This window comes from Xylanibacter ruminicola, assembly GCF_900107775.1.
Taxonomy (GTDB): Bacteria; Bacteroidota; Bacteroidia; order Bacteroidales; family Bacteroidaceae; genus Prevotella; species Prevotella ruminicola_C.
This window is the reverse complement of record NZ_FNRF01000005.1, coordinates 95,456-121,158: the sequence shown is the minus strand read 5'-3', so window position 1 is coordinate 121,158 and position 25,703 is coordinate 95,456. Positions and strand designations below refer to the sequence as shown.

The following is a 25,703-nucleotide window of genomic DNA, read 5'->3' as shown; positions in this document are numbered from 1 at the left end:
TTATTGTTTAGTATATTCGGATGGTGCCACACCAACTACTTTCTTGAATACCTTTGAGAAGTAGTTGGGGTCGGCAAAGCCGCAGCTGTAGGCCGTCTCCGAAACATTATGTCCGTCGGTAATCATCTGGCAGGCCTTTTGTATGCGCTTGTGGCGGATGTAGTCGCCAGCCGAGGTGTTCATCAGATTCTTCATCTTGGTGTGTAACAAACTGCGACTCATACCTAATTCGGTAGTGATATCGGTAACCGAGAAGTTTGCATTGCCAATGTTGCTATCCACCAGTTCCATCAGTCGCTGGATAAAGTCGCGGTCGAGCTGCGTCAGACTGTCGTTCTGTTTCAGCGATTCCTCGCCGTCATTAAAGATGGCTTGCTGACGGCTCTGTATCAGTTTGAGCAGGTTACTGATCTGTAGCGACAGCGATTCTGGATCGAAGGGCTTCAGTACATAGGCGTCGGCACCATTGCGATAACCGTCCTTCACGTCCTCGGGGTCGCCCTTGGCTGTGAGCAGAATCACGGGTATATGACTGGTGCTCATGTTACCCTTTATCATGTTGCATAGTTCGGCACCGGTCATCACAGGCATCATCACATCCGATACCACCAGGTTGATATCCGTTCGACTGATGGCGATATCCCATGCCTGCTGTCCGTCGGGCGCTGTTATCACGTTGTAATCGGCAGCAAACAGCTGCTCCAGAAATTTCAGCATGTCCTCATTATCCTCAACCACCAGCAAGGTATGTTTATGTGTTGCTGAGGCCGATGGGGTAGTGGTGGTTGGAACGGCACTGCCCGCAATGGTAACGGGTGTGGCATCGAGCTTATTGAGATAGCTGCTTACCGTTGCCTGTTCGCTGTCGCCTGCAATCTTGTTCTTATCTGAGAATGCGTTGCCCGAGATGTTCAGCAATACCGTAAATGTGCTACCCTTGCCCAGTTCGCTCTCTACCGATACCGAGCCTTTGTGTATCTCAACCAATCGGCGAATGAGTGCCAGACCGATACCCCAGCCACTGCTATTGGTGCTGTAGCCGCGTTTGGTTTGGTAGAAACGCTCAAATATATTCTTCTGTTCATCTTTGATAATGCCGATACCGGTATCGGTTACTTGCATCTTCAGATACAGGTCGGGCGAATCCGCTGTCTGCGTAATCTCGGCATGGATGGTGATAGCGCCACCGTTTCCTGTAAATTTGATGGCGTTCGACATGAGATTGTTCAGTATGTGCTCGATATATGATGGCGAGAACCAACCGTCTTCGCCGTTATCGATACAATTTACGGTGAGGTGTAAGCCCTTGGCCTGAACGGCCTCGTTAAAGTTATCGGCCACCACACCCACAAACTCTACAGGGTTGCCCTGTTGTACGTAGAACGGGAAGTTATCCGATTCAATCTTGTTGAAGGTCACCAACTCGTTAATCAGGTGTTCCATCTTCGAGCAGTTGCGAATGGCTAGGTTTAGCGATTCGCCCACCTCCTTATCCACCTCGCTGGCGCTGATACTCTTCAGTGGTGCGATGATGAGCGAGAGAGGTGTCTTGAGTTCGTGCGACACCATCGTGAAGAAGTTCGATTTCATGCGGTCGATCTCCTCAACCTTGGCTTTCTCCATGTTGGCATAGCGCACCTTGGCCTGCTCTTTCATGCGGATATTGTAGAGCGTGAGTCCGCCCCACACCAGTGCGGCAAAACAAATAAAGTATATCATGTACGCGAGGGTGGAGAGATAGAACGGTGCCTTGATAACGATGGTAAGCATGCGTTCAGGACATTTATCCCAGTCGCTGTCGCAGGTGTTTGCCCTTACGTGCAGCTGGTAGGTGCCCGGACTGAGCAGATAACCATAGAACCGACGTTCGGTACCTACACTGCGCCATTCCTTATCAATACCATCCACCTTTATCTGATACTGTATGCCCTGCACATTCTCGGGCATCACTACACCATACTCGATGTGGAACGAGTGCGACTCTTCGTAGGTGAGTGTGATGCAGTCGGTATAGTCGATCTGCGAGCGTACCTGATCGTTTACAAACAGTTTCTTGAAATGCACATACATGTTCCTGGCCTCGGTGTGCATCTGTTTGGGCTGGAAGGCTATCAGACCGTCGAAGGTACCCATCAGCACGCGTCCGTCGGTGGCCAGATAGGTTGATGTAAAGTTGAACTGGTTGACGGGCAGTTCGGCACCTGCCGAGAAACAGCGGGTATGCCCATCGCTCAGTCGGTGGCTGAACAAACCTTGGTCGGTACCAATCCACAAGCTACCCGTTTTATCCTCAACAATGCTGCATACCGTACATTGGCGGGGTATCCATGTACCTGCCTGATGAATTTTGCCGTTCTTGTTGTCGAGCCAGAACAAGCCGTTATTGTTAGTGCCTATCCACAGGCGACCTTTCGAGTCCTCGAATGACGATATGATGTAATTATCGGTCAGTCCGCTGCCGTTATCCCTACTGTAACTTGTTACCTTGCCGTTGCTGATGCAATACAAGCCGCAAGCCACCGTGCTGGCCCATAACTGGTTGTGGCGATCCACGAACAGCGAGTAGATGAATGTGCGGTCCAACAGGTCGTCGCCTATCGTACAGAAGGTATCCGATTGCTCGTCGTAATAGCGCAATCCTTCCATTGTGGCTATCCACAAGCGTCCGTTCTTATCGCGGGTCAGGTAAAAAATACCCTCCGATGTAAGTCCCTTGGTACGATAATACTGGGTGGTTTTGCGGGTTTGCAGGTTGTAGCGGTACAACCCTTTGAATCGCGTACCAATCCAGATGTCGGCAGTCTTGGCGTCGTAGTAGATACTGTGCGTATTCGAGTCGAGCCCAGGAATCTCGGTAAAAGGCGAGAATTGTCCTGTAACAGAGTTGTAGATGTTTACGCCCTGATCTTCGCTGGCAATCCAGAAGATGCCAGGCGATGTCTCGGTTATCATGCGTGGTATGCGGGCCTTTAACTCGCCTTTGGCGGCACTGGGCTCAAAATGACGGAACTGCGGTTTCTGAATCGACAGATAATCTACGCCACCGAAGTATGAACCTATCCATATGTTGTTCTGACGGTCGGCCAGAATGGTGTACACCGCATTGTCCGACAGTCCGTCACTACCATAGTGTTTCTGTGTGAGTATGCTGCTGCCATCGGGATTCAATGTCAGGATGCCGTTCTCGGTTCCAAACCAGATGCGGTGCTGCTTGTCCTCGATAATTACACGGATAATGCCGCCTGTTAGTTGGTTGGCTGTATAACGTTGCTGGGTATGACTCTTCAGATTGTAGCAGATGGCACTGCCATCGTTACAACCCACCCAGAGGCGCTGCTTTGAATCAACCAGCAAGGGGAGGATGGCGTTATGACTTACGGGCTGTCCATCGTTAATACTGATGTTTAGCGGTAGTATCTTGGTGAGGTTAGCGCTCATCGAGAATATCATCTGACTGGCCGACACATAGATGTTGCCAGTCCGATCCTTAGCCAACGAGGCAATGGTTCCGGCATTGAGTGATGGGATAACTACAAATGAGTCGGTCTTGGCGTCGTAAGCATACAACTGTCCTGAGCCGGTGAGTATTCTGCCGTCGTTGGTCTCTACAAAACTGGTGCAGTAGCCCCGTACGTTGAAATAGTTTCGAAAGTCGTCGCTTTCGGGGCGATACATACTCACACCATTCTCGGTACTAATCCATAGGCGCTGTTTGCTATCCACAAACAATCCATGTACGAAGTTATGCACCAATGAGTGTGGCTGTCCCTCAACATGGTAGTAGGTGTCAACATTATAACCATCATATCTGGCCAGTCCGTTACGCGTACCTATCCATATATAGCCGTTGTTATCCTGCACCATGCTCTCAACCTGCTGGTTGGGTAAACCGCACGAGGTGTTCAGATGCTGGAACTTAAAGTCGGCAGCATTTACCATGATACTGGCAAATATCCAAGTAAGGAGTAACGTTATATATCGCATAGCTTCGTTTTTATCTGTGTGCAAATTTAGCGATTAATTCTGATATTACCCCTATTTTTGTGCAGTAATTCTGTACTTTTGACGATATTACCCGTTTTGAGAACAATATTACCCGTGCCTAATAATCCTTTTTATTACTTTTGCCGCCGAAATCTTTATTACCAACCCAATTGTAACTAAATGTATAAGAAAACCAATTTAAGATTAGCGATGACTCTGATGGCTGTGCTTACAGTTTTGCCTTCATGTAGTTCGAACGACACGGGTAGCGCAGTAGCACCTGTGCCCGAGAAACCATCTGTACCCCAACAGGAAGTGTTGACCGAAGCCGACCCCACCATTTTTGTTGATACCGATGGTACCTATTATTTATATGGTACAGGTAGCAATTCGGGTACGGGATTCTATGTATATCGTTCTGTCGATATGAAAACCTGGCAGGGACCGGTTGGTAAAGCCAATGGATTCTGCTTAACAGGAGCTACCTCGTATGGTACTACAGGTTTCTGGGCACCACAGGTAGTGAAGCGTGGTGATGCCTATTATATGTTCTATACAGCCAACGAGCAGATTGCTGTAGCAACAGCCACCTCGCCCATGGGGCCTTTTACCCAGCAGGAAAAGAAGTGTATTGCTACCCCTGGAAAAGCGATCGATCCTTTCGTACTGTTTGATACCGATGGCAAGGTTTATCTGTATCATGTACGATTGCAGGATGGCAACCGTATCTTTGTGGCTGAGATGACCGACGATCTGATGGATATTAAGGAAGAAACAGCCCAGGAGTGTATCCATGCCTCGGAACAGTGGGAGAATACGGCACAGGCCAGTTGGGGCGTAACCGAAGGTCCTACCGTACTCCATCTTAGCGATACCTATTATATGTTCTACTCGGCTAACGATTTCCGTAATATCGACTATGCCGTTGGTATGGCTACGGCCTCATCGCCTTACGGTCCATGGGCCAAATCGCCAGAGTCGGTCATTAATCGTGCCAACATAGGCTATTATGGCACCGGTCATGGCGATATGTTCAAGGATGCTCAGGGCCAGTGGAACTACGTGTTCCATACCCACAACAGCTTTACCGAGGTGAGCCCCCGTAAAACAGCCGTTGTAGGATTAACCCAGAACAGTCATGGTTTTGGAGTTACCGATGGCACGTTCCATTACTTATATAAAGAGTAAATACTCAAGAACCCAACAAAAACTTATATTATATGTTCAACAAAACTTATTTATTAGCAGCCTTTGCTGCTTTGTCGATGAATGCTTTTGCTATCAACATCCAGACGCAGATCAGTATCAAGCAGCCAGGCAACGAGGCAAGAGTTATTCAACTGCAGGCTGATGGCAATCAGCTAAAGCCTGCCGATGGTAAGGCATTGCCTTTGCACATCAGTGCACAGTTGGCAAACGATGGCAACGATCAGGTTTATACCGTTACCATCAAGGCCGATGCCACAACGTATTACAACTTCGGCGCACAACTTGCCACAGGCATCCTGTCGGCCAATAGTGAGTTCTATCTGCCGGGTTTCTGGTACCACCGCAACCTGCGTTCGCCAAAGGAGGCACCTGCTTTTCATACATCCAAGAGCTGGAACTTTCGTGAGGACCGTCTGTCGTCGCCTATGACCAGTGTTTACGATGAGGCTAACGGTAAGTCGGTGGCTGTTATCCGCCAGCTTGACACCCCACAGGAGTGTATGACTACCCACCAGGCAGGTGAGATTATCCTGAGTGGTGAGACATCTCTGGGTTACCTGGGACTTGATTGTGAGCAGCAGGAGGCCAAGCTTACTTTTGGCTATCCTTACATTGAGACTCCTAAGCGCTACATCCGTAAGCTTACCTTGGCTGCCCCCGTATTTGCTTTTGCTAAGATTGAGAAGGGCGAGACCAAGACCATCCAGTGGCGCATCAGTGAAACCGAGGCTAAGGACTTTGGCGAGCACGTTACAATGATGTGGCAGCGTTGCTTCGACAACCTGAAGCCACAGGCATTGAAGCCACTTTTTACGCCTGAGGAGATGAAGAAGGGACTGACCAACTATTTCCGTCAGTCGTATGTAAGCAACTATCCCTTGAAGTACAACTCGGGGCACACCCTGCTTACCAGCGATTGTAAGCCATTCCCCGAGGCACAGGTTGGTTTCTGTGGTCGTGTACTGCTGAATGCCTTCAATGCTATCGAGTACGGCGAACAGCATGGCGAGCAGGATCTCGTAACCATGGGTGATGAGATTTTGGAGAGCTATCTGCAGCATGGTTTTACCAGTGCCGGCTACTTTTATGATAACGTGAACTTTACCCGCGGCTTCCCAAGCGATGATAAGGTAGTACACTCTATCCGTCAGCAGTCAGAGGGTGTTTATGCCATTCTGCTGTATCTTAAGTACGAGAAAGCACATGGTCGTCGTCATCCCCAGTGGGAGGCACGTATAAAGGGTATCCTGGATGGTTTCCTGAAACTGCAGAAGGCCGATGGCAGCTTTGCCCGTAAGTATCACGACAATGGTATCGACGTGGATGGTACAGGTGGTAGCACACCATCATCTACCTCAGCTTTGGTGATGGGTTATCGCTACTTCGGTAAGAAACAATATCTGGAGGCAGCCCGTCGTACTGTTGATTATCTGGAGCAGAATATCATCTCAAAGAGCGATTACTTCTCATCAACCCTCGATGCTAACTGCGAGGATAAAGAGGCTGCCATTGCTGCCGTTACCGCTACCTATTACCTGGCAGCTGTAACCAAGGGTAAGGAGCGCCAGCGTTATATCGACTTGTGCGAAAAGGCTGCTTACTTTGCCTTGTCGTGGTATTACATGTGGGATGTACCCTTTGCACAGGGTCAGATGCTGGGCGACTTAGGTCTGAAGACCCGTGGCTGGAGTAACGTATCGGTCGAGAACAACCATATCGATGCGTTTGTATTCGAGTTGCCACACATTGTAAAGTGGTTGGGTCAGCAGAAGGGAAACCAGCGTTTCCTGCAGATGCACGATGTGATTTTTAACTCACTCTCACAGCTGATGCCTACACCCGAGCGCCTCTGTGGTATTTCAGTACCCGGATTCTATCCAGAGGTGGTGCAGCACACCACTTGGGATTATGGTATGAATGGTAAGGGATTCTATAATAACCTCTTTGCACCAGGATGGACAATCGCCTCGCTTTGGGAGATGTATTCACCAACACGAACAGATGATTTTCTGAAGAAATAAACAAAAACAATTAAACCTAAACATCAAGAAATGGAAAAAAGATTAATTACCTCGTTGGTAGGCGCAGCTATGCTGATGGCAGCTTCGCCAGCTTTAGCCGAACGAAATCTGGCCTTATCGGTTCATTCCAGTACTGTAGCAGCCACTCAGCAGCAACGTACTGTTACCGGTACGGTGGTAGATGCACAGGGCGAACCCCTGATTGGCGTTACCGTTAAGGAGCAGGGCACGCAGAATGCCGCTGTGACCGATATGGACGGACGTTTTAAACTGCAGCTCAGTAAGAGCGATGCGCAAGTGGTGTTTACCTATATCGGTTACGTAGATGTGACTGCTCGTGCAACCGATAACATGGTAGTAACCATGAAGGAAGACCGCAACGAACTGAACGAGATAGTAGTAGTGGGTTACGGTACCCAGAAAAAGGTGAACCTCACAGGTTCGGTGGTATCGGTAAACCTTGAGAAGGAAGCCAACTCGCGTCCTGTTACCACTGTGGCTCAGGCATTGCAGGGCATGGCTGCCGGTCTTGATATTCTGCAGGGTTCAGGTAAGCCCGGTGCCGAGAACTTCTCGGTAAACATCCGTGGTGTGGGAACCATGAACGATGCCAGTCCGCTGGTATTGGTAGATGGTATGGAGATGAGTCTCTCAGATGTGAATCCTATGGATATCGAGAGCATCTCAATCCTGAAGGATGCTGCATCGTGTGCCATCTATGGTAACCGTGGTGCTAATGGTGTTATCCTGGTTACAACCAAGAGTGGTACCGAGGGTAAGGTGAATGTAACCTATACCGGCAGGTTGTCGATCAACAAACCATCAAAGCTGGTTCGCTTTATGTCGAACTATGCTGATTATATGGAGATGGTGAACGAGGCCAGCGAGAATATCGGTACAGCAGGGAAGTATCCACAAAGTGTGATTGACCAATGGCGCCAGGCTGAGGCTAATCCCAATGGCATTGCCGAGTCGGGCTATCCCAACTACGTGGCTTATCCTAATACCGACTGGTATGATGAGATTTACCAGACCAAGGTGATGCAGGAGCATGCCATCTCTCTGTCGGGTAAGGATACCCGCACACGTTATAACCTTGGATTAACCTACCTTGATAACCCTGGTATGATTGTTCGTTCGGGTGAGCAGAAGTACTCTATCAACCTGAAGTTGATTTCGGATGTAACTAACTGGTTACAGTTAGGTGCTCAGGTATGGGGTACACACAGCGATCGCGACCGTAATAACGTGGATGCCCTGTCGAGCTGGGAGTTCCTGAAGACTGTGCCTGGTATCTATCCCTATTACGATGGTAAGTTTGGTGGAATCGAGACATCGGTTGAGGATGGCGCTGCCCACAACCCCATGCAACTGCTGAATGGCGATGGTGACAGCTACTATAAGACGACCCACGCTTACAGCACTGCCTATGCGCAGGTGAAGTTCCTGAAGGACTTTACCTTCAAGTCAACCTTTGGTTACGACTACTACAATGCCCGTCATAAGTACACCGACGGACAGAACGAGAGCTATAGCTTCAGTCGTAACGAGGTGGTGGCATCGCCTGCTGCGCTCGAGGCCCTCTCAAGCTATATGTACTATCACCACTACTATAACTGGAAGATTACCAACACCCTGAATTGGGCCCACACCTTTGCCCAGAAGCACGATGTAGGTGCACTGGTAGGTTTCGAGGAAGGTAAGAACAGTGATGGTAATACCGACGTGAAGAAGATGGGTATGATTGATGCCACACTGACCGACCTGAATACTCTGACATCTGAGGAGTACACACGTGGTAACTTTACCGGTTATACCTATCGTTCTTGGTTCGGTCGTTTGAACTATGCCTATGATTCACGCTACCTGTTGGAGGCTAACTTCCGTTATGATGGCTCGTCGCGTTTCTCACCCGATAACCGTTGGGGCTTCTTCCCATCTGCATCGGCAGGTTGGCGTATCAGCGAGGAGGCTTTTGCCAAGAACTCATTCCTCAGCGTATTCGATAACCTGAAGTTGCGTGCCTCTTATGGTAAGCTGGGTAACTCATCGGTTGATAACTATGCTTATCAGTCGTGGTACGAAACAGGTTACACCACCATGGGTGGCAAGAAGGTACCTCGTTTCTACCTGAAGAACCTGCCTAACATGAATGTAACTTGGGAGACTACCAAGACTTTCAATGTAGGTCTCGACTTCAGTACCCTCGGTGGTCGTCTGTCGGGTGTTATCGACTACTACGACAAGCAGACCTCTGGTATCCTCTACCGCCCATCAATCGGACTGATCTTTGGTGATAAGGTGGCGCCTCTGCAGAACCTGGCTGGTGTAAGCAACCGCGGTTTGGAGATGACCTTCCGCTGGGAGGATAAGATTGGCGACGTAACCTATGGTGTGGCTGTTAATGGTTCGTTCAATAAGAACAAGGTAACCGACTATAAGGGTGGCATCATCCAGGGATGGGGTGCCGATCCTAACAATCCCGATCCTAACGTATACTACTCTAACCTTGGCGAGGTTTCGTCGGGTGGTACTCAGCGCCTGGTAGAGGGACACATGATGAACGAGTTCTATGTATATCCTATCTATAGCGGTAACGGAACTTATTACGATGCCAACGGTGTGGTTAACCCCAATGGTGGTCCACGCGATGGTATGATCCGCACTCCCGAGGACCTGAAGTGGGTACAGGACATGATTGCTGCCGGCTACTCGTTCGAGCCACAGCACGCTGTTACCCAGAATGCTATCTGGTATGGTGAGTATATCTATGCCGATACCAATGGCGATAAGGTTTATGGTGGCAGTCACGACCAGCAGTTCATGGGCGAGTCGAACGTGCCTAAGTTTACTTTCGGTATGCAGATGCACGCAGAGTGGAAGGGTATCGACCTCTCGATGAACTGGGGTGGAGCCACAGGCTTCTCAACCTACTGGCGTGAGATTGGTCAGAACTCATCAAATGTGGTATCTGGTTTGAGCATCCCACAGTGGATTGCCGACGATCACTACTTCTATGATCCCAATAACCCCAACGATCCTCGTACCAACATCACTTCGAAGAATCCACGTATGTCGCTCGAGAATCCAAGTATGAGTGATGCCCTCGACAATACATTCCATCTCTATAGCTGCGATTACCTGAAGCTGCGTAACCTGACCATCGGTTACACATTGCCAAAGAACATCAGCAGAAAGATCTATGCCGAGAACCTGCGTGTTTACTTCTCGGGTGAGAACCTGTGGACTATCACCAGCTTCCCCGGACTTGATCCCGAGATGCGCTCTGGTGAGGGTTATGCTACTATGCGCCAGCTCTCATTCGGACTGAATGTAACATTTTAACCATCAACAATGAATAACCAATATGGAAAAGAAAATTATTAATAATATGTGTCGCAGTCTTATTCTGGCTGCATCGAGTATCGCTTTCACGGCTTGTAATGCCGACTTCCTGGATACTCAACCTTCCGACCGTGTAGGTACCGACTTGGTATGGAGTACCTATAATATGGCTGATGCTGTGGTGAATGGTGCCTACGAACGTTTCTACTGGGAGCAGCAGGGCGAATGCCCCGACTGGCAGAACTTTGATGCTGCCACCGATGTTTGCGACCTGGATGCTAACTGGGGTGGTTACGATTGGGCACGTGGCCGTTGTAATGCCGGTTACTGGGGATTCAACGACTGGTGGAAGCGCTTGTATGAGGAAATCTATCGTACCAGCAACGTGATTAATAACCTCGACAGGTGCGAGGCTATGTCGGCCAGCGAGCGTGCCCGCGACATTGCCGAATGTAAGTTCCTGCGTGCCTGGGCTTACTATCGCGCTAACGTGCTGTGGCGTGGTGTGCCCATCTACACCGAACCCGTTGAGTATGGCGAAGACACCAGGCCTCGTAATACCGCCGATGAGGTATGGCAGCAGATTATCAAAGATTGCTCTGAGGCTATCAACGAGCCTAGTCTGCCTAACAAGTACGCTACCTCTGATAAGAACTACGGTCGTGTGACTAAGGCTTGTGCCTATTATCTGCGTGGTCAGGTTTACATGTGGCTGAAGGACTGGGATAAGGCTGCTGCCGATTTTACAGCCATCACCACCATGGGCTTCCAGCTGTTCCCCGACTATAAGAATATGTTCAAGGCTGCTAATGAGCGCAACGATGAGTATATCTTCCAGTATCAATACACCGATGAGGAGGGTATGGGTTCGCTGTTAGGTCGAACACACGGTAACCGTAATACTTATACCGCCGATGGTTTTGGTTGCTGGAACAACCTGATTCCTAATCCTTACTTTGTCGACTCATACGAGTATGCAGATGGTAAGCCATTTAATATGGACGAGGTGTTCCCAGGCTACTCAAAGATGGATCCTAAGGCCCGTTCGGTTTACTTCCTGCGCGATGGTCTCGATCCAAATGCTACCAACGACAAACTGAAGGCTGGCTACCAGCAGATGGTAACCTACGGTGCCGATATGAGTCAGTACGACAAGGATGGTAACGAGGCCCGCATCCTGGCTATCTATCAGAATCGCGACCCACGTATGCTGATGAACTTCATTACTCCGTACTCTACTTATAAAGGTGGATCAACTGCCGACTGCTGGGATTATACCCTGCGTTGGCCTTACATTGGATCGGATAATGCTGCTCCTTACGACCTGCGTACCGATACCAACGACCGCTTCTACTACCTGTGGCGTAAGTTTGTGCCCGAGGGTCGTGAAACTAAGAACGGCTTGAACAGTGATATCGATACACCTATCTTCCGTTATGCAGGTGCACTCATCTCTCTGGCTGAGGCTCTGAACGAGCAGGGTAAGACCGATGAGGCCGTGAAATACATCAATATGGTTCGTGCCCGTATTCCAGGATTGGCTCTGCTTAATAGCAACGAGTACACCAAGGTAACTGGTCAGGACAACATGCGTGAGCGTATCCGTAACGAGTATGGCTGGGAGCTTTGTGGCGAGGGCCAGCTCTACTGGAAGCAGCTGCGTTGGGATACATGGCTCGATCGTAAGTTGGGCACCAACCGCGCACTGGTTAGCGATCCTTCACAGCTGAATGGTGCTAATGGTATGACCGAAATCTGGGGTACCAAGCGCTACACCAATAACTATATTGGCGAGCACGTAAAACTGTTTGCTGTGCCACAGGGCGAACTGGAGCGTAATCCTAATCTCACACAAAATCCTGGTTGGTAATATGTTAGTAATGAATAAAAGAAGTTACATGTTTTCTATAGTTAGTATAATTGTTGGTTTTATGCCTATTCTGGGTTGCTCATCGTCGGACGACGGTGGGCACACTCAGGATATCAAACCTATTCCTGTTGTTCAGAAGTATCGTAATCCTATCATTGCAACCTCGTTGCCCGATCCCTCTATAGTAAAGTCGCCCGATGGCGTGTTCTATCTCTTTGCTACCGAGGATATCCGCAACCTGCCCATCTATCGTTCTACCGATTTGCTGAAGTGGCAGTATGTGGGTACGGCTTTTACTGATGCTAGTCGCCCCAAGTGGAATCCTGGTGGTGGTATCTGGGCCCCCGATATCAATTATGTTGATGGTAAATATATGCTCTATTATTCTAAGTCGACTTGGGGTGGTGAGTGGACTTGCGGTTTAGGTGTTGCTTCGGCTACCCAACCGCAAGGGCCTTACACCGATCATGGAGCGCTGTTTATCAGCGAGGATATCGGCATACAGAATTGTATCGATCCCTTCTATATCGAGGATGGTGGTAAAAAGTATCTGTTCTGGGGCTCGTTCCATGGTATCTATGGTGTAGAGCTGAGTGCCGACGGACTCACGCTTAAGCCCGGTGCCAAGCCTGTTCAGATAGCTGGTAACCAGATGGAGGCTACCTACATCCATCATCGTGATGGTTATTACTATCTGTTTGGCTCAAACGGCTCGTGCTGCGAAGGTAACAACAGTACCTATCAGGTTATCTACGGACGCTCTGAGAATCTGTTCGGACCGTATATTACTAAGGATGGTAAGCGTATGTTAGATGGGGCTTTCGATGTGCTTTTGCATGGCAGTAACAACGTGGCAGGCCCTGGCCATAATGCCGAGTTTGTTACCGATGATGCCGGTCAGGACTGGATGATATATCATGGTTACATGAGGAGCGATCCTGATGCTGGCCGACAGGTGTTGATGGATCGTGTTGAATGGGTTAATGGCTGGCCTTTGATAGCAGGCAGCCAGTCGTCGGTAGAAAGTAGTTATCCGACGTTTGATAGTAAGTAATTGGTTGGATGGGAGACTTTAATCGGTCTCCCATTTTTCATGTATATTTGTGCAAAAATTATAAAAAACCTCAAAATAATACCATACACCCAATAAAAATGCTTATCTTTGCCCGAAATATAACGCAAACAATTATACGATAAAGCATCATGATTAACAACGACAAGCTGATGTTGAATGCCAACCCTATTGTAGAGGCACTTCAGAAACCCGCGGCTGAGTTTACTAAAGCCGACATTATTGATTACATTGTGAACAACGATATCCGCATGGTTAACTTTATGTATCCAGGCGGCGATGGCAGATTGAAAACCCTTAACTTTGTAATTAACGATCTGGCTTATCTTGATACCATACTTACTTGTGGCGAGCGTGTGGATGGCAGTAGCTTGTTCTCGTTTATTCAGGCTGGCAGCAGCGATCTGTATGTGTTGCCACGCTACCGTACGGCTTTTGTCGATCCGTTTGCCGAGATTCCAACCGTATCATTGCTCTGCTCGTTCTTCGATAAGGATGGCAATCCGTTGGAGTCATCGCCTGAGCACACACTCCACAAGGCTGCTGAGGCTTTCCGTCAGGTAACAGGTATGGAGTTCCAAGCCATGGGCGAGTTAGAGTATTATGTGATTAGTAACGACGAGGGTATGTTTCCTGCTCAGGACCAGCGCGGCTATCACGAGTCGGCACCTTATGCCAAAGCTAATGAGTTCCGCACCCGTTGTATGAAGTATATTGCCCAGGCTGGTGGTCAGATTAAGTATGGACACTCTGAGGTTGGTAACTTCAGCTTGGATGGTAAGAACTACGAGCAGAACGAGATTGAGTTCCTGCCTGTGGCTGTTGAGCAGGCTGCCGACCAACTGATGATTGCCAAGTGGGTCATCCGCAATCTGGCTTATGAGTTGGGCTATGATGTAACCTTTGCTCCTAAGATTACCACAGGTAAAGCTGGCTCTGGTTTGCATATCCACATGCGTATGCTGAAGGACGGCAAGAACCAGATGCTGGAGAATGGTGTACTGAGCGAGGCTGCCCGTAAGATGATTGCTGGTATGATGGTGCTGGCACCTTCGATTACCGCTTTTGGAAATAAGAATCCTACCAGCTATTTCCGTCTGGTTCCCCATCAGGAGGCGCCCACCAATGTTTGTTGGGGCGACAGAAACCGCAGCGTATTGGTACGTGTGCCATTAGGCTGGGCTGCAGATGTGGATATGTGTCATGCTGCGAATCCGTTGGAGCCACAAACTCACTATGATACCAGCATTAAGCAGACCGTTGAGATGCGTTCACCCGATGGCTCTGCCGATCTCTATCAGTTGTTGGCTGGTTTGTGTGTAGCCTGCCGTTATGGCTTTGAGCTGGATGGCGCGCTTAAACTGGCCGAGAAAACATACGTGAATGTAAATATCCACGATGCTGAGAATGCCGACCGACTTGCTAATCTGGCTCAGCTGCCCGACTCATGTGTAGCTTCTGCCGATTGTCTGAACCGTCAGCGTAGGGCCTACGAGGAGTATGGTGTGTTCTCGCCAGCCATGATAGATGGTATCATCGAACAGCTTCGTGCCTTCGACGATAAGAACCTCCGTCATACGATAGAGAATTATCCAGAGGAAATCCAGAAGTTAGTTACCAAGTACTTCCATTGTGGCTGATGCTATGCCACGGGTATCTCGAAGATAAACCGGCTACCCTCATGGTAGGTGGTGTCGAGTATCAGGTTTCCACCCAATGTTTCTGCATGACGTTTAGTAAGGGGCAGGCCCAGGCCTAAGCCCTCGCTAAAGTCGTCTACCTTGGTAAAGAACTTAAAAATGTGCTCACGGTCGGCCTCGGCAATACCCTTACCCGTATCCTGTACTACGAAACGTACAAACTCCTTGTTACGTGTTACGTGCAGCGAGATGTGCTGCTGGTCGGAATAGCGTACGGCATTGCTGAGTAACTCTTCCAGACTGTATTCCAGGTAACGGTAGTTGGTATGGATGCAGAAGTCGTCGGCCAACTCGGTCTTGAACTCAACAGGTACTTCGGGATTGTACTTGGTTGTGAATTTCAGTGCAACCCGGCACACATCGTTGCATGCCACCATCTCGCGTTTATCGCAATTGGCAGTCTCGGCCTTGCCGTTATCAGAGCTGTCGAACAGCATCATCACCATACGTATAAGCAGTCGGCTGTTGTGCGTCATGGTGCTGGCAATACTCTTAATCTCATCCTGTCCTAACTCTTCGCTCAGCGATGTGTCGTCGGTAGGGCAATTCAGTATCTGTGCAAAGCCCATAATGATATTAAGCGGTGTGCGTATCTGGTGCGTAACGTTCTGGATGAAAACAGTTTTCTGGCGTTGGGCCTCTACTGCCAGTTGGGTGGTATGCTCCAACTCACGGTTGTAACGCTTGGTCTGATCGGTAGCGGTACGCACGCTGTTGATATAATAGTTGAGCGACTCCAACATGGTGGCAAAGCTGTTCTGTAATCCGCCTATCACATCTGTTCGCTTGGTATGGGCTATATCCACATCTAAATGGCCGTTGCTAACAGCTTTGGTTTTTTCAAGCAGTTGCTGTAGCGGACTGAGTGAAACGGTTACCGCCTTGTGACAGTTGATAAAGATAAGCAGCAAACCAACAATCAGTAGTGCCACTACAATATAGGTAAGACGGTAGAATCCTCTCAAGATATCGCTATGCGGACAAACAATAGCCAGGCTCCATGGAGTGCCTTCAACGGGCATATAGCATACCAGCGATTTTTTGCCATTGATTTTTACCGACATGCTACCTTTATTACCCTTTGTCATCTCGTAACCTAAGGCTATCAGGTCGGCCTGATGTTGTGGGTCGGCCACGCTGAAGATCGTTTGGTTGAATAGACGGGTAGAATCGGGATGCCCCACATAGCGCCCTTTCTCGTCAATCATCACATAGTACGAGTGCGGATAGGGTCGTACCTCGGCCATAATATTGGAGATGTGCTGCAATGAGAGCCAGATTGAAATAACGCCAACAAACTTACCTTTCTTGTTGAACAAGGGGTGCGTATAGGCGGCTATCGTAGCATCTTCGTCGGTTTCCTGTTTTCTGTTCTTGTCGTTAAAAACCACCCAGGTTGGTTTGCGCTGTGTACGAGGAATACTGTACCAACGTTCCTGGAAGTAGCTGTGGTCGGGCTCAATAAAGGTATTGATGCTGTCTTTGGTATTGAACGAAACCGACATGAATCCGTCGGGATACTGTGGCAATACACCTGGCTCGGTACTGATGGCACAACCATCGGTATAGGGATTGGTGGTTGCTATGCGGTTGGTTATGGCCTGTATCGAGTCGGGGTATAGTGATTGCTCAACTATCCAGGCATTAGTATGACTTGCCGTCTTGGTCGTTATCAGATAACGGTTAATACGGTGCATGGCACAAGCCAGTACATTGCTGGCTTTATCAACAGCTTCGGCACGTATCAGTTTGTGCGACTGCCAGAACAGTACACCTACCGATGCCAGGAAAACTGGTACAGCTAACAGCAGAACCCACATGATGACCTTAGCCGAGAATGAACGACGAATACTTATCATAGCTTACCTCCTTTCTCCTCCAGGTCTTCTTCTTTTTCCGAGAGGTTGATAAGGTTATTCAGTATCTGCGTGATGGTGTCGCCGTTTTGCTGGATGTCCTCCACTAACTGGCTCACCGTCTGGGTGCTTGTTTCTTTATCAAAATGACTTAATGCCGACACATCCTCGTCGATGGCAAACGATGGGGCCAACATCTGGTCGGTCATGTTATGCAGGAAAGCCGTCTTCATTCGGTCGGCCTTCTGGGCTTGCTCGTACGCAATATGCAACTCTTTACTACGTTCCTGTATGGTTTGGGTTAGTTCGTGCAGCTCGTTGATGTTGGCTGCTACCGAGCGTTGCATCTGCTGGAAGTGGCCTTGTAGCATACCTATCTCGTCCTTGTTCCGATGGCGTGAGGGTAGGGGCTCGTTATATTGTCCGTGGGCAATGCGATCCGTCAGCTCAGTAAGCATCCTGAGTGGCTTTAAGCGGTGACGGATAATCAGACGGGTGTGCAGATACATCAGTACCATGCCCACGATGGCAATGATGATTACAAAGTTGAATAGTGCATTGTACTCGCCAAAGATGTCGTTTTCTGAGAATGCTACGCCGATACTCCAGCCAGGATTTGTTATCAAGGTGCGATAGGGCACTTCGGCCATCCTGAATGGTTGGTAGAACAGATAGAACTTACGTCCGTCGATATCGAATGGCAGGTAACCTTTATTACCCGACATCATCGTTTTTACAGCCTCCTGAACCGAGATGCCTGGCAGGTTGAAAGCCTTGATTTTTGAGAGATAGCCTGCTGTGGGATCAACAATAAACGACCCGTCGTTATCTACCAGCGCGCAATAGGAGTTGGGCGAAGGCTTGGCGGCTGAGATAACGCTTGAAAGCAGTTGTAGTGGCACATGTACGCTGATAACACCTATCGGACTATGATTAGCGTCGAGTATAGGCGCACAGAACGAGGTGAGTGGCTCTATGTCCGACTTCATGCCGAGTAGCGGGTTCATCCACATGGCTCTGTTCTTACCTATCGGACGATTAAACCAAATCTGTTCGGTATAGGGCTTGGTGCCGAAACTGTTGCTGTGAACAATGTTGGCTGTGGAGTGATCCTGGTGTGTACTATCGGTACTGTGTGCATATACCATAAACAGGTCGTGCCCCTTAAAGTATCCGGGCTTAAAGGCGATGACACAGCCCGAGATGTATGGATTGGTTTCTACAATCTTATGGGCATAGGTGTACATCCGTTCCGGATCATCAAACTTCATGTTGAAGTATATATTGCCAGCCGTTTCCTCTACGCTCAGCAGGATATTATCGATGTTGTTGGTGGCGCGATCGAGTGTATAGGTGGCTCGATTCAGCGCATCATCTTTCATCGAATTGCGCGAATAATGAAGCATGACAAGCAGCGTTACAGTTAACAGCAGTGCCATGGCAAGCACTATCATCAGACTGATGCGTAATGACAAATCACTTTTAATCTTTGCAGTTAGTTTCGACATACATGCGGTATTGTTAATAGATTGGTATTGCACTCTGTGCAAAGGTATGAAAAATATTATTTCAAACCAAGTTTCCTGTTTATTTTTTTGTTTATTTAGTAAAAAGCCCTGCCGCAATATCGTAATTGCAGCAGGGCCTGTATCTCATCGCAGTACTACGCCTGTTTGTTTCTTACCATCCATCATGATTCTCAGTGGATGGTCGAAGCGCACGTGACGTACGAACTGGGTCTCTTCAACAGCGGGCATCTGGTCGAGCAGTTCCTTTTGGAATACCCCGTCGCCCGTATAGGTGTTGATGGTGAAGTAACCCACACCGAACGAGGTGAGGTTCTGGAAGAAGTGCGTGCCCTGCGAGGGGTCAACACGGTAGTTCTTCAATCCTACCTCAACAATCACCCTTGCTGCTGATATGTGAGGCCATTTTACGGGAATGCCCAGCCAGTAGTCGCTCGATCCCCAGCGGCCCGGACCAATCAGCACGTAGTTCTTGTCAGCCTGTAGGAACTTGCGGTTTATCTCCTCAATCTCGCAGGCGATGGTAGGATTGTTTACGGCGGTAAAGTCGTCGTCGGTCTTTACATAAACCACATCCACCACGTCCTCGGAAATACCATGACCCAATGAGTTGTACGAGCGCAGCAAGCAGTCGCTGTCAGGTATCTGTTGCAGGTCTTCATCCAGCACCTGCTTGGCATCTACGATAGGACGAATCTGCAGCAGGTAGAACTCGCCAGTGCGGTCGTCGTTCAGGTTGCAGGCAAACTCAATCTCTACAGGGCGCTTCATCTCGTCGGCACCTAACTTCTGCGACATCTGTAGCAGCTCGGGCAATGGGAATACATCGTGCTGTAGCACACCGCAGAACGAGATGACCTTTCGTCCGCCCTCGTAGATACCATCGCGGATGATGTTATCCGTCGGGTCGTAGGTCGAAGCCAGATAGGTGAGGGCTCCGTCTTCGGCAGCCTGCTTTACACGTACCTTCTTGATATTAAAGCCGTCGTCAACCTTAAAGTCATCGCCTACATGAGCCATGTCCAAGGCGTAGAATCGGGTTTGGGTCTCGCTCAGGGCTGTCTCCATCTCCGAAGTCTGCAGTACCTGCTTGGGGTGATAGGGTGATACGCGTAGGGTTTGACCGCCATCTACGATATATTTTCCTAATCCTACTGCCAGCGATGCAATACCCTCTTCGGCAGTCTCGTCGCCGATGGGGTAGTAGTTCAACGAACGCAGCACACCGCTGAAGTTGGGGTAGTATAGGTCGCCATACTGCTTACCCACTACTTCCTGCAGAATCACAGCCATCTTCTCCTGGTCGATCACGTTCTGCGTGGCCAGCATATAGGCCTTCGAGTCCTTATAGTAAACCGAGGCATACACACCCTTGATGGCACAGGCCAGCATGCGTAGCATCTCGTATTTATCATCCAGATAAGGAATCATATAGGTAGAGTAGATACCTGCAAAGGGCTGGTAGTGCGAATCCTCGAGCAACGAACTTGAACGGATGGCGATAGGACTCTTCACCGCATCAAAGAAGGTAAAGAAGTCGGCTATCAGCGAGTCGGGCAACTGGGCACGCATAAAGTGCTGCAGTATCTCCTCGTCGCTGGCATCGCTCAAGGCTATTGTCCACAGGTTGTTCTTCTCCATGAACTCGTCGAAGAAGTCGGTACACAATACCACTGTTTTAGGTATCGATACCTTGGCCTGTTCAAACTGGTTCAGCTCTGGGTGGCGCTTGATGATGTTATCAAGGAATGCCAGACCACGACCTTTACCTCCTAACGAACCTTCACCGATACGGGCAAAGTGGGCATAGCGGTCGAACTTCAGTCGGTCGAACACGGCTACCACACCAATATTCTTCATCCGGCGGTACTGCACAATGGCATCGAAGATAATCTGTCGGTGGGCATCCACATCCTGCAGCTTATGCCAGGTAACATGTTTCAAGAAGGCCGAAACGGGGAAGATGGCACGTGCTGTAAGCCAGCGACTCATGTGGTTACGACTTACGTGGTAGAGCATCGAGTCGTAAGGAATCTTGAAGATGTTGTCCTGCAGTTCCTTCAGCGACGATACACGGAACACCTCTTCCTTGGTTTTCGGATCGCGGAATATAAAGTCGCCAAAACCCATGTGTTCCTCCATCAGGTGGTGCAGGTCCACATTCATCTTGGTAGAGTTCTTATCAATAAAGTGGAAACCCTCGGCCTCGGCTTTTGCTTTGTTGCCAATCTCCGAAGAGTCGAGAATCAGGGGCACATATTCATCGCGGCGACGAATCTCCCTCAGCAGTTTCAAACCTGCCTCAGGATCGCCTTCCTCTACGTGGCTCAACCGGCCCTCGTGTACTTGCATGGGGAATCGGGTGTCACTAATCACGCCTAAGGTGTTCTCGTGATACTTCTCGTACAGCTGCATGGCTTCCTCGTAGGTGGTAGCCAGTACCACTTTGGGGCGTCCGCGTTTACGCTGGGCTGCAGCATGCGGGTTCAGCGCCTCGGTCGAGAAACGTTTACTCTGAGCCAGAATATAGTTATAGAGGTTTGGTAGCACGCTCGAGTAGAAGCGGATGTTATCCTCAACCAGCATAATCATCTGTACGCCGGCCTCCTTGATGTCGTGCTCGATGTTCATCTTGTCCTCAATCAGCTTGATGATGCTCATAATGAGGTTGGTGTTACCCAACCAGCAGAACACGTAGTCGAACACCGACATATCCTCATCCTGAATACGTTTGGTGATACCATGCGAGAAGGGTGTAAGCACCACGCAAGGAATGTTTGGATGCTCGGCCTTGATTTCTCGTGCCACGGTAAAGGCATCGTTGTCCGCATTACCAGGCATACAGATTACCAGGTCGATATCCGTGTTGTGTAGCACTTCGTGTGCCTCCTCGGTGGTCGATACCTGTCGGAACGTGGGTGGGTATCGCATACCCAGCTCCATATACTCGTCGAAGATCTTCTCATCTACACGACCGTCGTCTTCGAGCATAAACGCATCGTAGGGATTGGCCACAATCAGCACATTAAAGATGCGTCGTGTCATCAGGTTCACGAACGACACATCCTTCAAGTAGAATTTATTCCACTCAGATGGTATCTTGCTTACTTCTTCCATATTCGGCGACAAAGATATAAAATTTTCCCCAAAGTTCCCACGTTGGGAAAAAATATTTCCCTAACTGGGGAATAAATTTTCCCTAACTGGGAATATCCTCGAGCTAATAAGTGGCAATCTTACGTACGTCGTCTTCGAAAGTCTCTTTGTTGAGGGCTTTGGCTTTGAGTTTAGAACGGTAGGTGTAGATGGTGGTGATGCTGGAACGGAGAATATCGGCAATCTCTTGATTGTCGGTAATGTCAAGGCGGATAAGAGCCAGAATGCGTAACTCGGTTGTTAAACGCTTGGCTGTAGCCCCGTCGTTGTCGGTAATGAACTGATTCTCAGGTGTAAGTAACTTGTTGACCTCGCTGATAAAGTGGGGGTAGATGTTAAGGAAGGCGGTGTCGAATTGACTATGGAAAGTGCGGATACCTGTGTTTACTGGTTCCATCGTTTTGAGTTCGGCATATAGTTCCTCCAGTTTTCGTTCTCTAGCTAATCGGTTTAACTGTTTCATGCGTTGCTCGGTGTTTGAAAGCAACATACTGCTGAGTTCCAGAAAACGTCCAATGTATTCCTCTTTAATGCGATTGGCTTCTTTCATCTGCGTGTTAACAGTCTCAATCTCTTCGGTATGCTTAGCCAGAATCTTGTTCATCTCGATAATCTGCAAACCAGCTGCGTGTTTTTTGCGATACAGACGTAGGGTATAGACGATGATACCTGCAAGTACCAGCGAGATAAAGGATATGATGGCCAGCAGTAGGTTGGTGCGCTGCTGGGTCTGAGTGCGCTCGGCATCGTATAGTTGCAGAATCTGCGGCGCCATGCGTCCTACTTGCATCATGCGGATGCGACTACCATAGAAACGGGCCTCGCTGATGGCTTGTAACAGATAACGGTAGGCATCGTCGTTATTACCGCGGTTCATTAGTATCTCTGAAAGTATGCGTAGCGAGTTGTTCTCACGGATGGCGCATCGCTCATCGCTGATGGCGCTGAGCAGAAGATAACGTTCCTGCTGTTGGTGCATCTCCTTGGTTTGGTAGAAGAAAGCCAGCGTGCTGGTAACAATACTGTAAGCACGCGTACCCTCTTCAAGCTTCAGCAGGTAGTCTTCAAGCATCTGTATGGCTTTGTTGGTGTCGCCAGCCTCGCAAATGTAGGTAGCCTGATTAAAGATATAATCGTAACTGTCTTTGGGCGCAATCTGTATCACCAGCTGTCGATAGTATTGTGCTCGTTGTATATAGTCGTAGAAGTATTCGGTGTTCTGAGCCATTTCCGAACGGTACAGGTTCAGCTCACTTTGTTGGTTGTAAAAGGCTATCTTCTGTTGGTCGTTAATCGAGTCAACTGCTACTTCATCCAGCAGTCGGCGGGCACGATCAAAGAGTCCTGTAACAGCCAGAATATGTGCCATACGTACGGCGCTGGCTGCAAAACGATTGTGGTTGCCCGATTTGCGCAAGGCTTTCACATTCTTATCTATATAATAGAAAGCAGAGTCGAACTTATAGGCAACATATTCGTCGTAGAGTCGTTGGTTCAGGTCGTATTGCTGCTCAGCAGTTAAAGTAATACCTTTAACTCCCTCCTTGATGGCTGCCACGCGGCGTTCTTTATCGGCTGTTAACTGGTCGTAGTGTTCTATCAAGCTGTCGAGCGTTTGATAGAGCTGTCGGTTACTTGCTTGTTGAGCCCGACTCTCTGTGGTCAGAACCATCAGAATCAAAATGATGCATTGTCGTATCATAAGTTAGAGTTGTTTGTGTTATGTTGTTGGGCACAAAGATACGATATCTTTCTGAAATAACCAAATAATATAAGCCTATTTATGCCAAATTGCGATTGATTTTCTTTAGATTTTTGTGATGAGTCTAAATTATAACCAGTTTATTTCCAGATGTTTGCGATTTTGAGAGTTTAGATATTTGTTTGTGGCGCTTGGAGGCGTAGAATGATATCTCTATCTTTGCCGAAAAATTTCAAAATTATGCGATTACTGAGGTATGTTAGATTTGTTATATTGGTTAGTTTGGTAATGAATGGTGTTACTAAAAGTAATGCCGGAAACGTTAAGGTAACTTCGCCCGACGGTGCCGTGACGGTTACCGTCGGCGTGAAGAATCAACAACCATTTTATATGGTAAACTATGAGGAAAAAGCTGTTGTGGCCCCCTCGCATTTAGGATACCTATTAAATAATGGTGAGTTGGGTGCTAAGACAAAGATGGGCAAGGTAGCTCGCTCGCAGAAGGACGAGATTTGGAATCAGCCTTGGGGCGAAAATGATATCACTCATAATCATTACAATGAACTGATGGTAAATTTCCGCGAACAGTCTGGACAGCCTATGCAAGTGGTGTTCCGTGTGTATAATGATGGCTTCGGTTTCCGTTATATCCTGCCAGATTATAATAAAGGAAAGGAATTTCAGATTATGGACGAGTTGACCGAGATGACTTTGGCACACGATGCCAAAGCCTGGTCGATACCCACTAACCATACCGAGTATTTCGAAGGAATCTACAAGGCTGGAATGCTGAGCCAGAAGGATACTGTATGCACACCACTTACAATAGAGTATGAGAAGGATTTGTATCTGGCCATCCACGAGGCTGCACTCGAGGATTATGCCAGCATCAATCTCACCCCCCGGAGTGCGGATGGTGGCGCTGTTAGATTACTTACCGCCCTTACACCTTGGCGTAGTGGGGTAAAGGTGTATGCCAAGGGGCAGCTTAAGAGTCCCTGGCGTACGATGATTATCAGCAAAACAGCAGGTGGATTGCTCACCTCGAACCTGATGCTGAATCTGAATGAACCATCACAAATTAAAGATACATCGTGGATTGAGCCAGGCCGTTATATCGGCATCTGGTGGAGCATCCACAAAAAACAGAACACTTGGGAGATGGGGCCTGCCCATGGTGCTACTACCGAGAACGTGAAACGCTATATGGACTTTGCTGCCCGTCATGGCTTCAGCGGTGTGTTGGCCGAGGGCTGGAATCCTGGTTGGGGACAGGGCGAGAAGATTAGCTATCTGGAGTCGTACCCCGATTTTGATATGCACGAAGTAACCCGGTATGGCTTGCAAAAAGGTGTACGATTTATCGGTCATACCGAAACCTGGGGTAATGCCTCTCTCCTGGAGAGTCAGATGGAACAGGCTTTCAACTGGTTCGAACGATTGGGCATTCGTGCCGTAAAGACGGGATACGTTGGACATTACTTTGATGGTAAGGAGTTAGCTAAGTCGCAGTATGGTATCCGTCATTATCGTAAGGTGATAGAGTGTGCTGCCAAGCATCATATCATGATAGATAATCACGAGCCAGCTATGCCTACTGGCATACAGCGCACTTGGCCAAACCTGATGACTCAGGAAGGTGTGCGTGGCCAGGAATATAATGCCTGGGATCGTCGTGGTGGTAATCCACCATCTCACACCGTTACGCTGCCGTTTACCCGTGGTTTAGCTGGTCCTACCGATTTTACGCCTGCCATCTTTAATTTCTCGGAGATTGTGCCAGGCACCCATCCGCACTCTACATTGGCCAAGCAGCTGGGTGAGTTTGTCGTTATCTACAGTCCGTTACAGATGGCAGCCGATGCCATCGAGAATTACGAAGGACAGCCTGCACTCAGCTTTATTGAGAGTTGTCCTACCACATGGAGTCGTACTTTAGTGCCCAACGGTGAGATTGGTAAGTATATCACCATCGCCCGTAAGGAGCGTGGCGGCGACAGCTGGTTTATCGGCAGTATTACTAACGAGGAGGCTCGTAGTCTGGAAGTGTCACTCGATTTCCTTGACGAAGGTGCCACTTATCGTGCTATTATTTACGAGGATGGACCTGAAGCCGACTTTGAGCGTAATCCATACGAGATGACGATACGCCAGATTGCTGTTACTAAAGCCGACACCCTGCACCTGCGTCTGGCTCGTAGTGGTGGCGCTGCCGTCAGGATTGAGAAAGCTAAGCAATAAAAGGCAAGATATTTTCAACTA

At 48.8% G+C, this 25,703-nt stretch carries 12 protein-coding genes; 7 read left to right on the top strand and 5 right to left on the bottom strand.

Going from position 1 to position 25,703, the window contains the following annotated elements:
• A complete protein-coding gene (locus BLU97_RS12675; RefSeq protein WP_074761912.1) occupies positions 1-3,984 on the bottom strand; it encodes a hybrid sensor histidine kinase/response regulator transcription factor in 3,984 nt (1,327 codons plus the stop codon).
• A gap of 180 nt (positions 3,985-4,164) precedes the next feature.
• On the opposite strand from BLU97_RS12675, the gene BLU97_RS12670 reads away from it, so the two are divergent.
• The 6 genes from BLU97_RS12670 to BLU97_RS12645 all read left to right on the top strand — a co-directional run bounded on the left by BLU97_RS12670 (position 4,165) and on the right by BLU97_RS12645 (position 15,141).
• Complete coding sequence (locus tag BLU97_RS12670; protein ID WP_074761911.1) at positions 4,165-5,172, top strand: glycoside hydrolase family 43 protein; 1,008 nt, start codon at positions 4,165-4,167, stop codon at positions 5,170-5,172.
• A 32-nt stretch (positions 5,173-5,204) separates the two neighbouring features.
• Positions 5,205-7,214 (top strand): hypothetical protein, encoded by a 2,010-nt coding sequence (locus BLU97_RS12665; RefSeq protein WP_074761910.1) that lies wholly within the window; start codon positions 5,205-5,207, stop codon positions 7,212-7,214.
• A 30-nt stretch (positions 7,215-7,244) separates the two neighbouring features.
• Entirely contained in the window at positions 7,245-10,559 is a 3,315-nt protein-coding gene (locus BLU97_RS12660) for a SusC/RagA family TonB-linked outer membrane protein (RefSeq protein WP_074761909.1), read from the top strand.
• A gap of 22 nt (positions 10,560-10,581) precedes the next feature.
• Positions 10,582-12,429: a RagB/SusD family nutrient uptake outer membrane protein gene (locus BLU97_RS12655; RefSeq protein WP_074761908.1), complete on the top strand. Its 1,848-nt coding sequence runs from the start codon at positions 10,582-10,584 to the stop codon at positions 12,427-12,429.
• A gap of 10 nt (positions 12,430-12,439) precedes the next feature.
• Positions 12,440-13,483 carry a family 43 glycosylhydrolase gene (locus BLU97_RS12650; RefSeq protein ID WP_317039906.1) on the top strand — a complete coding sequence of 348 codons (1,044 nt, stop codon included), beginning with the start codon at positions 12,440-12,442 and terminating at the stop codon, positions 13,481-13,483.
• Between the two features lie 149 nt (positions 13,484-13,632).
• Positions 13,633-15,141, top strand: coding sequence for a glutamine synthetase family protein (locus BLU97_RS12645; RefSeq protein ID WP_074761906.1), 1,509 nt, complete (start codon positions 13,633-13,635; stop codon positions 15,139-15,141).
• Positions 15,142-15,143: 2 nt separating this feature from the next.
• Here BLU97_RS12645 and BLU97_RS12640 read toward each other — a convergent pair whose 3' ends face one another.
• The 4 genes from BLU97_RS12640 to BLU97_RS12625 all read right to left on the bottom strand — a co-directional run bounded on the left by BLU97_RS12640 (position 15,144) and on the right by BLU97_RS12625 (position 23,441).
• Entirely contained in the window at positions 15,144-17,060 is a 1,917-nt protein-coding gene (locus BLU97_RS12640; RefSeq protein WP_074761905.1) for a sensor histidine kinase, read from the bottom strand.
• On the bottom strand, positions 17,057-18,565 hold the full coding sequence (locus BLU97_RS12635) for a HAMP domain-containing protein (RefSeq protein ID WP_081353025.1): 1,509 nt from the start codon (positions 18,563-18,565) through the stop codon (positions 17,057-17,059). The genes BLU97_RS12640 and BLU97_RS12635 overlap by 4 nt, the downstream gene beginning before the upstream one ends.
• 144 nt (positions 18,566-18,709) lie before the next feature.
• Positions 18,710-21,700 (bottom strand): PEP/pyruvate-binding domain-containing protein, encoded by a 2,991-nt coding sequence (locus BLU97_RS12630; protein ID WP_074761903.1) that lies wholly within the window; start codon positions 21,698-21,700, stop codon positions 18,710-18,712.
• 103 nt (positions 21,701-21,803) lie between these two features.
• Positions 21,804-23,441 carry a DUF6377 domain-containing protein gene (locus BLU97_RS12625; RefSeq protein ID WP_139209025.1) on the bottom strand — a complete coding sequence of 546 codons (1,638 nt, stop codon included), beginning with the start codon at positions 23,439-23,441 and terminating at the stop codon, positions 21,804-21,806.
• 240 nt (positions 23,442-23,681) lie between these two features.
• On the opposite strand from BLU97_RS12625, the gene BLU97_RS12620 reads away from it, so the two are divergent.
• Positions 23,682-25,682: a glycoside hydrolase family 97 protein gene (locus tag BLU97_RS12620; protein ID WP_175456384.1), complete on the top strand. Its 2,001-nt coding sequence runs from the start codon at positions 23,682-23,684 to the stop codon at positions 25,680-25,682.
• Positions 25,683-25,703 lie beyond the last annotated feature (21 nt).

What these genes read in the sequence shown, in the direction of transcription:
- BLU97_RS12670 (WP_074761911.1), top strand. Translation starts at nt 4,165, where the DNA reads ATGTATAAGAAAACCAATTTAAGATTAGCGATGACTCTGATGGCTGTG.
- BLU97_RS12660 (WP_074761909.1), top strand. Translation starts at nt 7,245, where the DNA reads ATGGAAAAAAGATTAATTACCTCGTTGGTAGGCGCAGCTATGCTGATG.
- BLU97_RS12640 (WP_074761905.1), bottom strand. Translation starts at nt 17,060, where the DNA reads ATGATAAGTATTCGTCGTTCATTCTCGGCTAAGGTCATCATGTGGGTT.
- BLU97_RS12655 (WP_074761908.1), top strand. Translation starts at nt 10,582, where the DNA reads ATGGAAAAGAAAATTATTAATAATATGTGTCGCAGTCTTATTCTGGCT.
- BLU97_RS12625 (WP_139209025.1), bottom strand. Translation starts at nt 23,441, where the DNA reads ATGATACGACAATGCATCATTTTGATTCTGATGGTTCTGACCACAGAG.
- BLU97_RS12665 (WP_074761910.1), top strand. Translation starts at nt 5,205, where the DNA reads ATGTTCAACAAAACTTATTTATTAGCAGCCTTTGCTGCTTTGTCGATG.
- BLU97_RS12620 (WP_175456384.1), top strand. Translation starts at nt 23,682, where the DNA reads ATGCGATTACTGAGGTATGTTAGATTTGTTATATTGGTTAGTTTGGTA.
- BLU97_RS12650 (WP_317039906.1), top strand. Translation starts at nt 12,440, where the DNA reads ATGAATAAAAGAAGTTACATGTTTTCTATAGTTAGTATAATTGTTGGT.
- BLU97_RS12675 (WP_074761912.1), bottom strand. Translation starts at nt 3,984, where the DNA reads ATGCGATATATAACGTTACTCCTTACTTGGATATTTGCCAGTATCATG.
- BLU97_RS12645 (WP_074761906.1), top strand. Translation starts at nt 13,633, where the DNA reads ATGATTAACAACGACAAGCTGATGTTGAATGCCAACCCTATTGTAGAG.
- BLU97_RS12635 (WP_081353025.1), bottom strand. Translation starts at nt 18,565, where the DNA reads ATGTCGAAACTAACTGCAAAGATTAAAAGTGATTTGTCATTACGCATC.
- BLU97_RS12630 (WP_074761903.1), bottom strand. Translation starts at nt 21,700, where the DNA reads ATGGAAGAAGTAAGCAAGATACCATCTGAGTGGAATAAATTCTACTTG.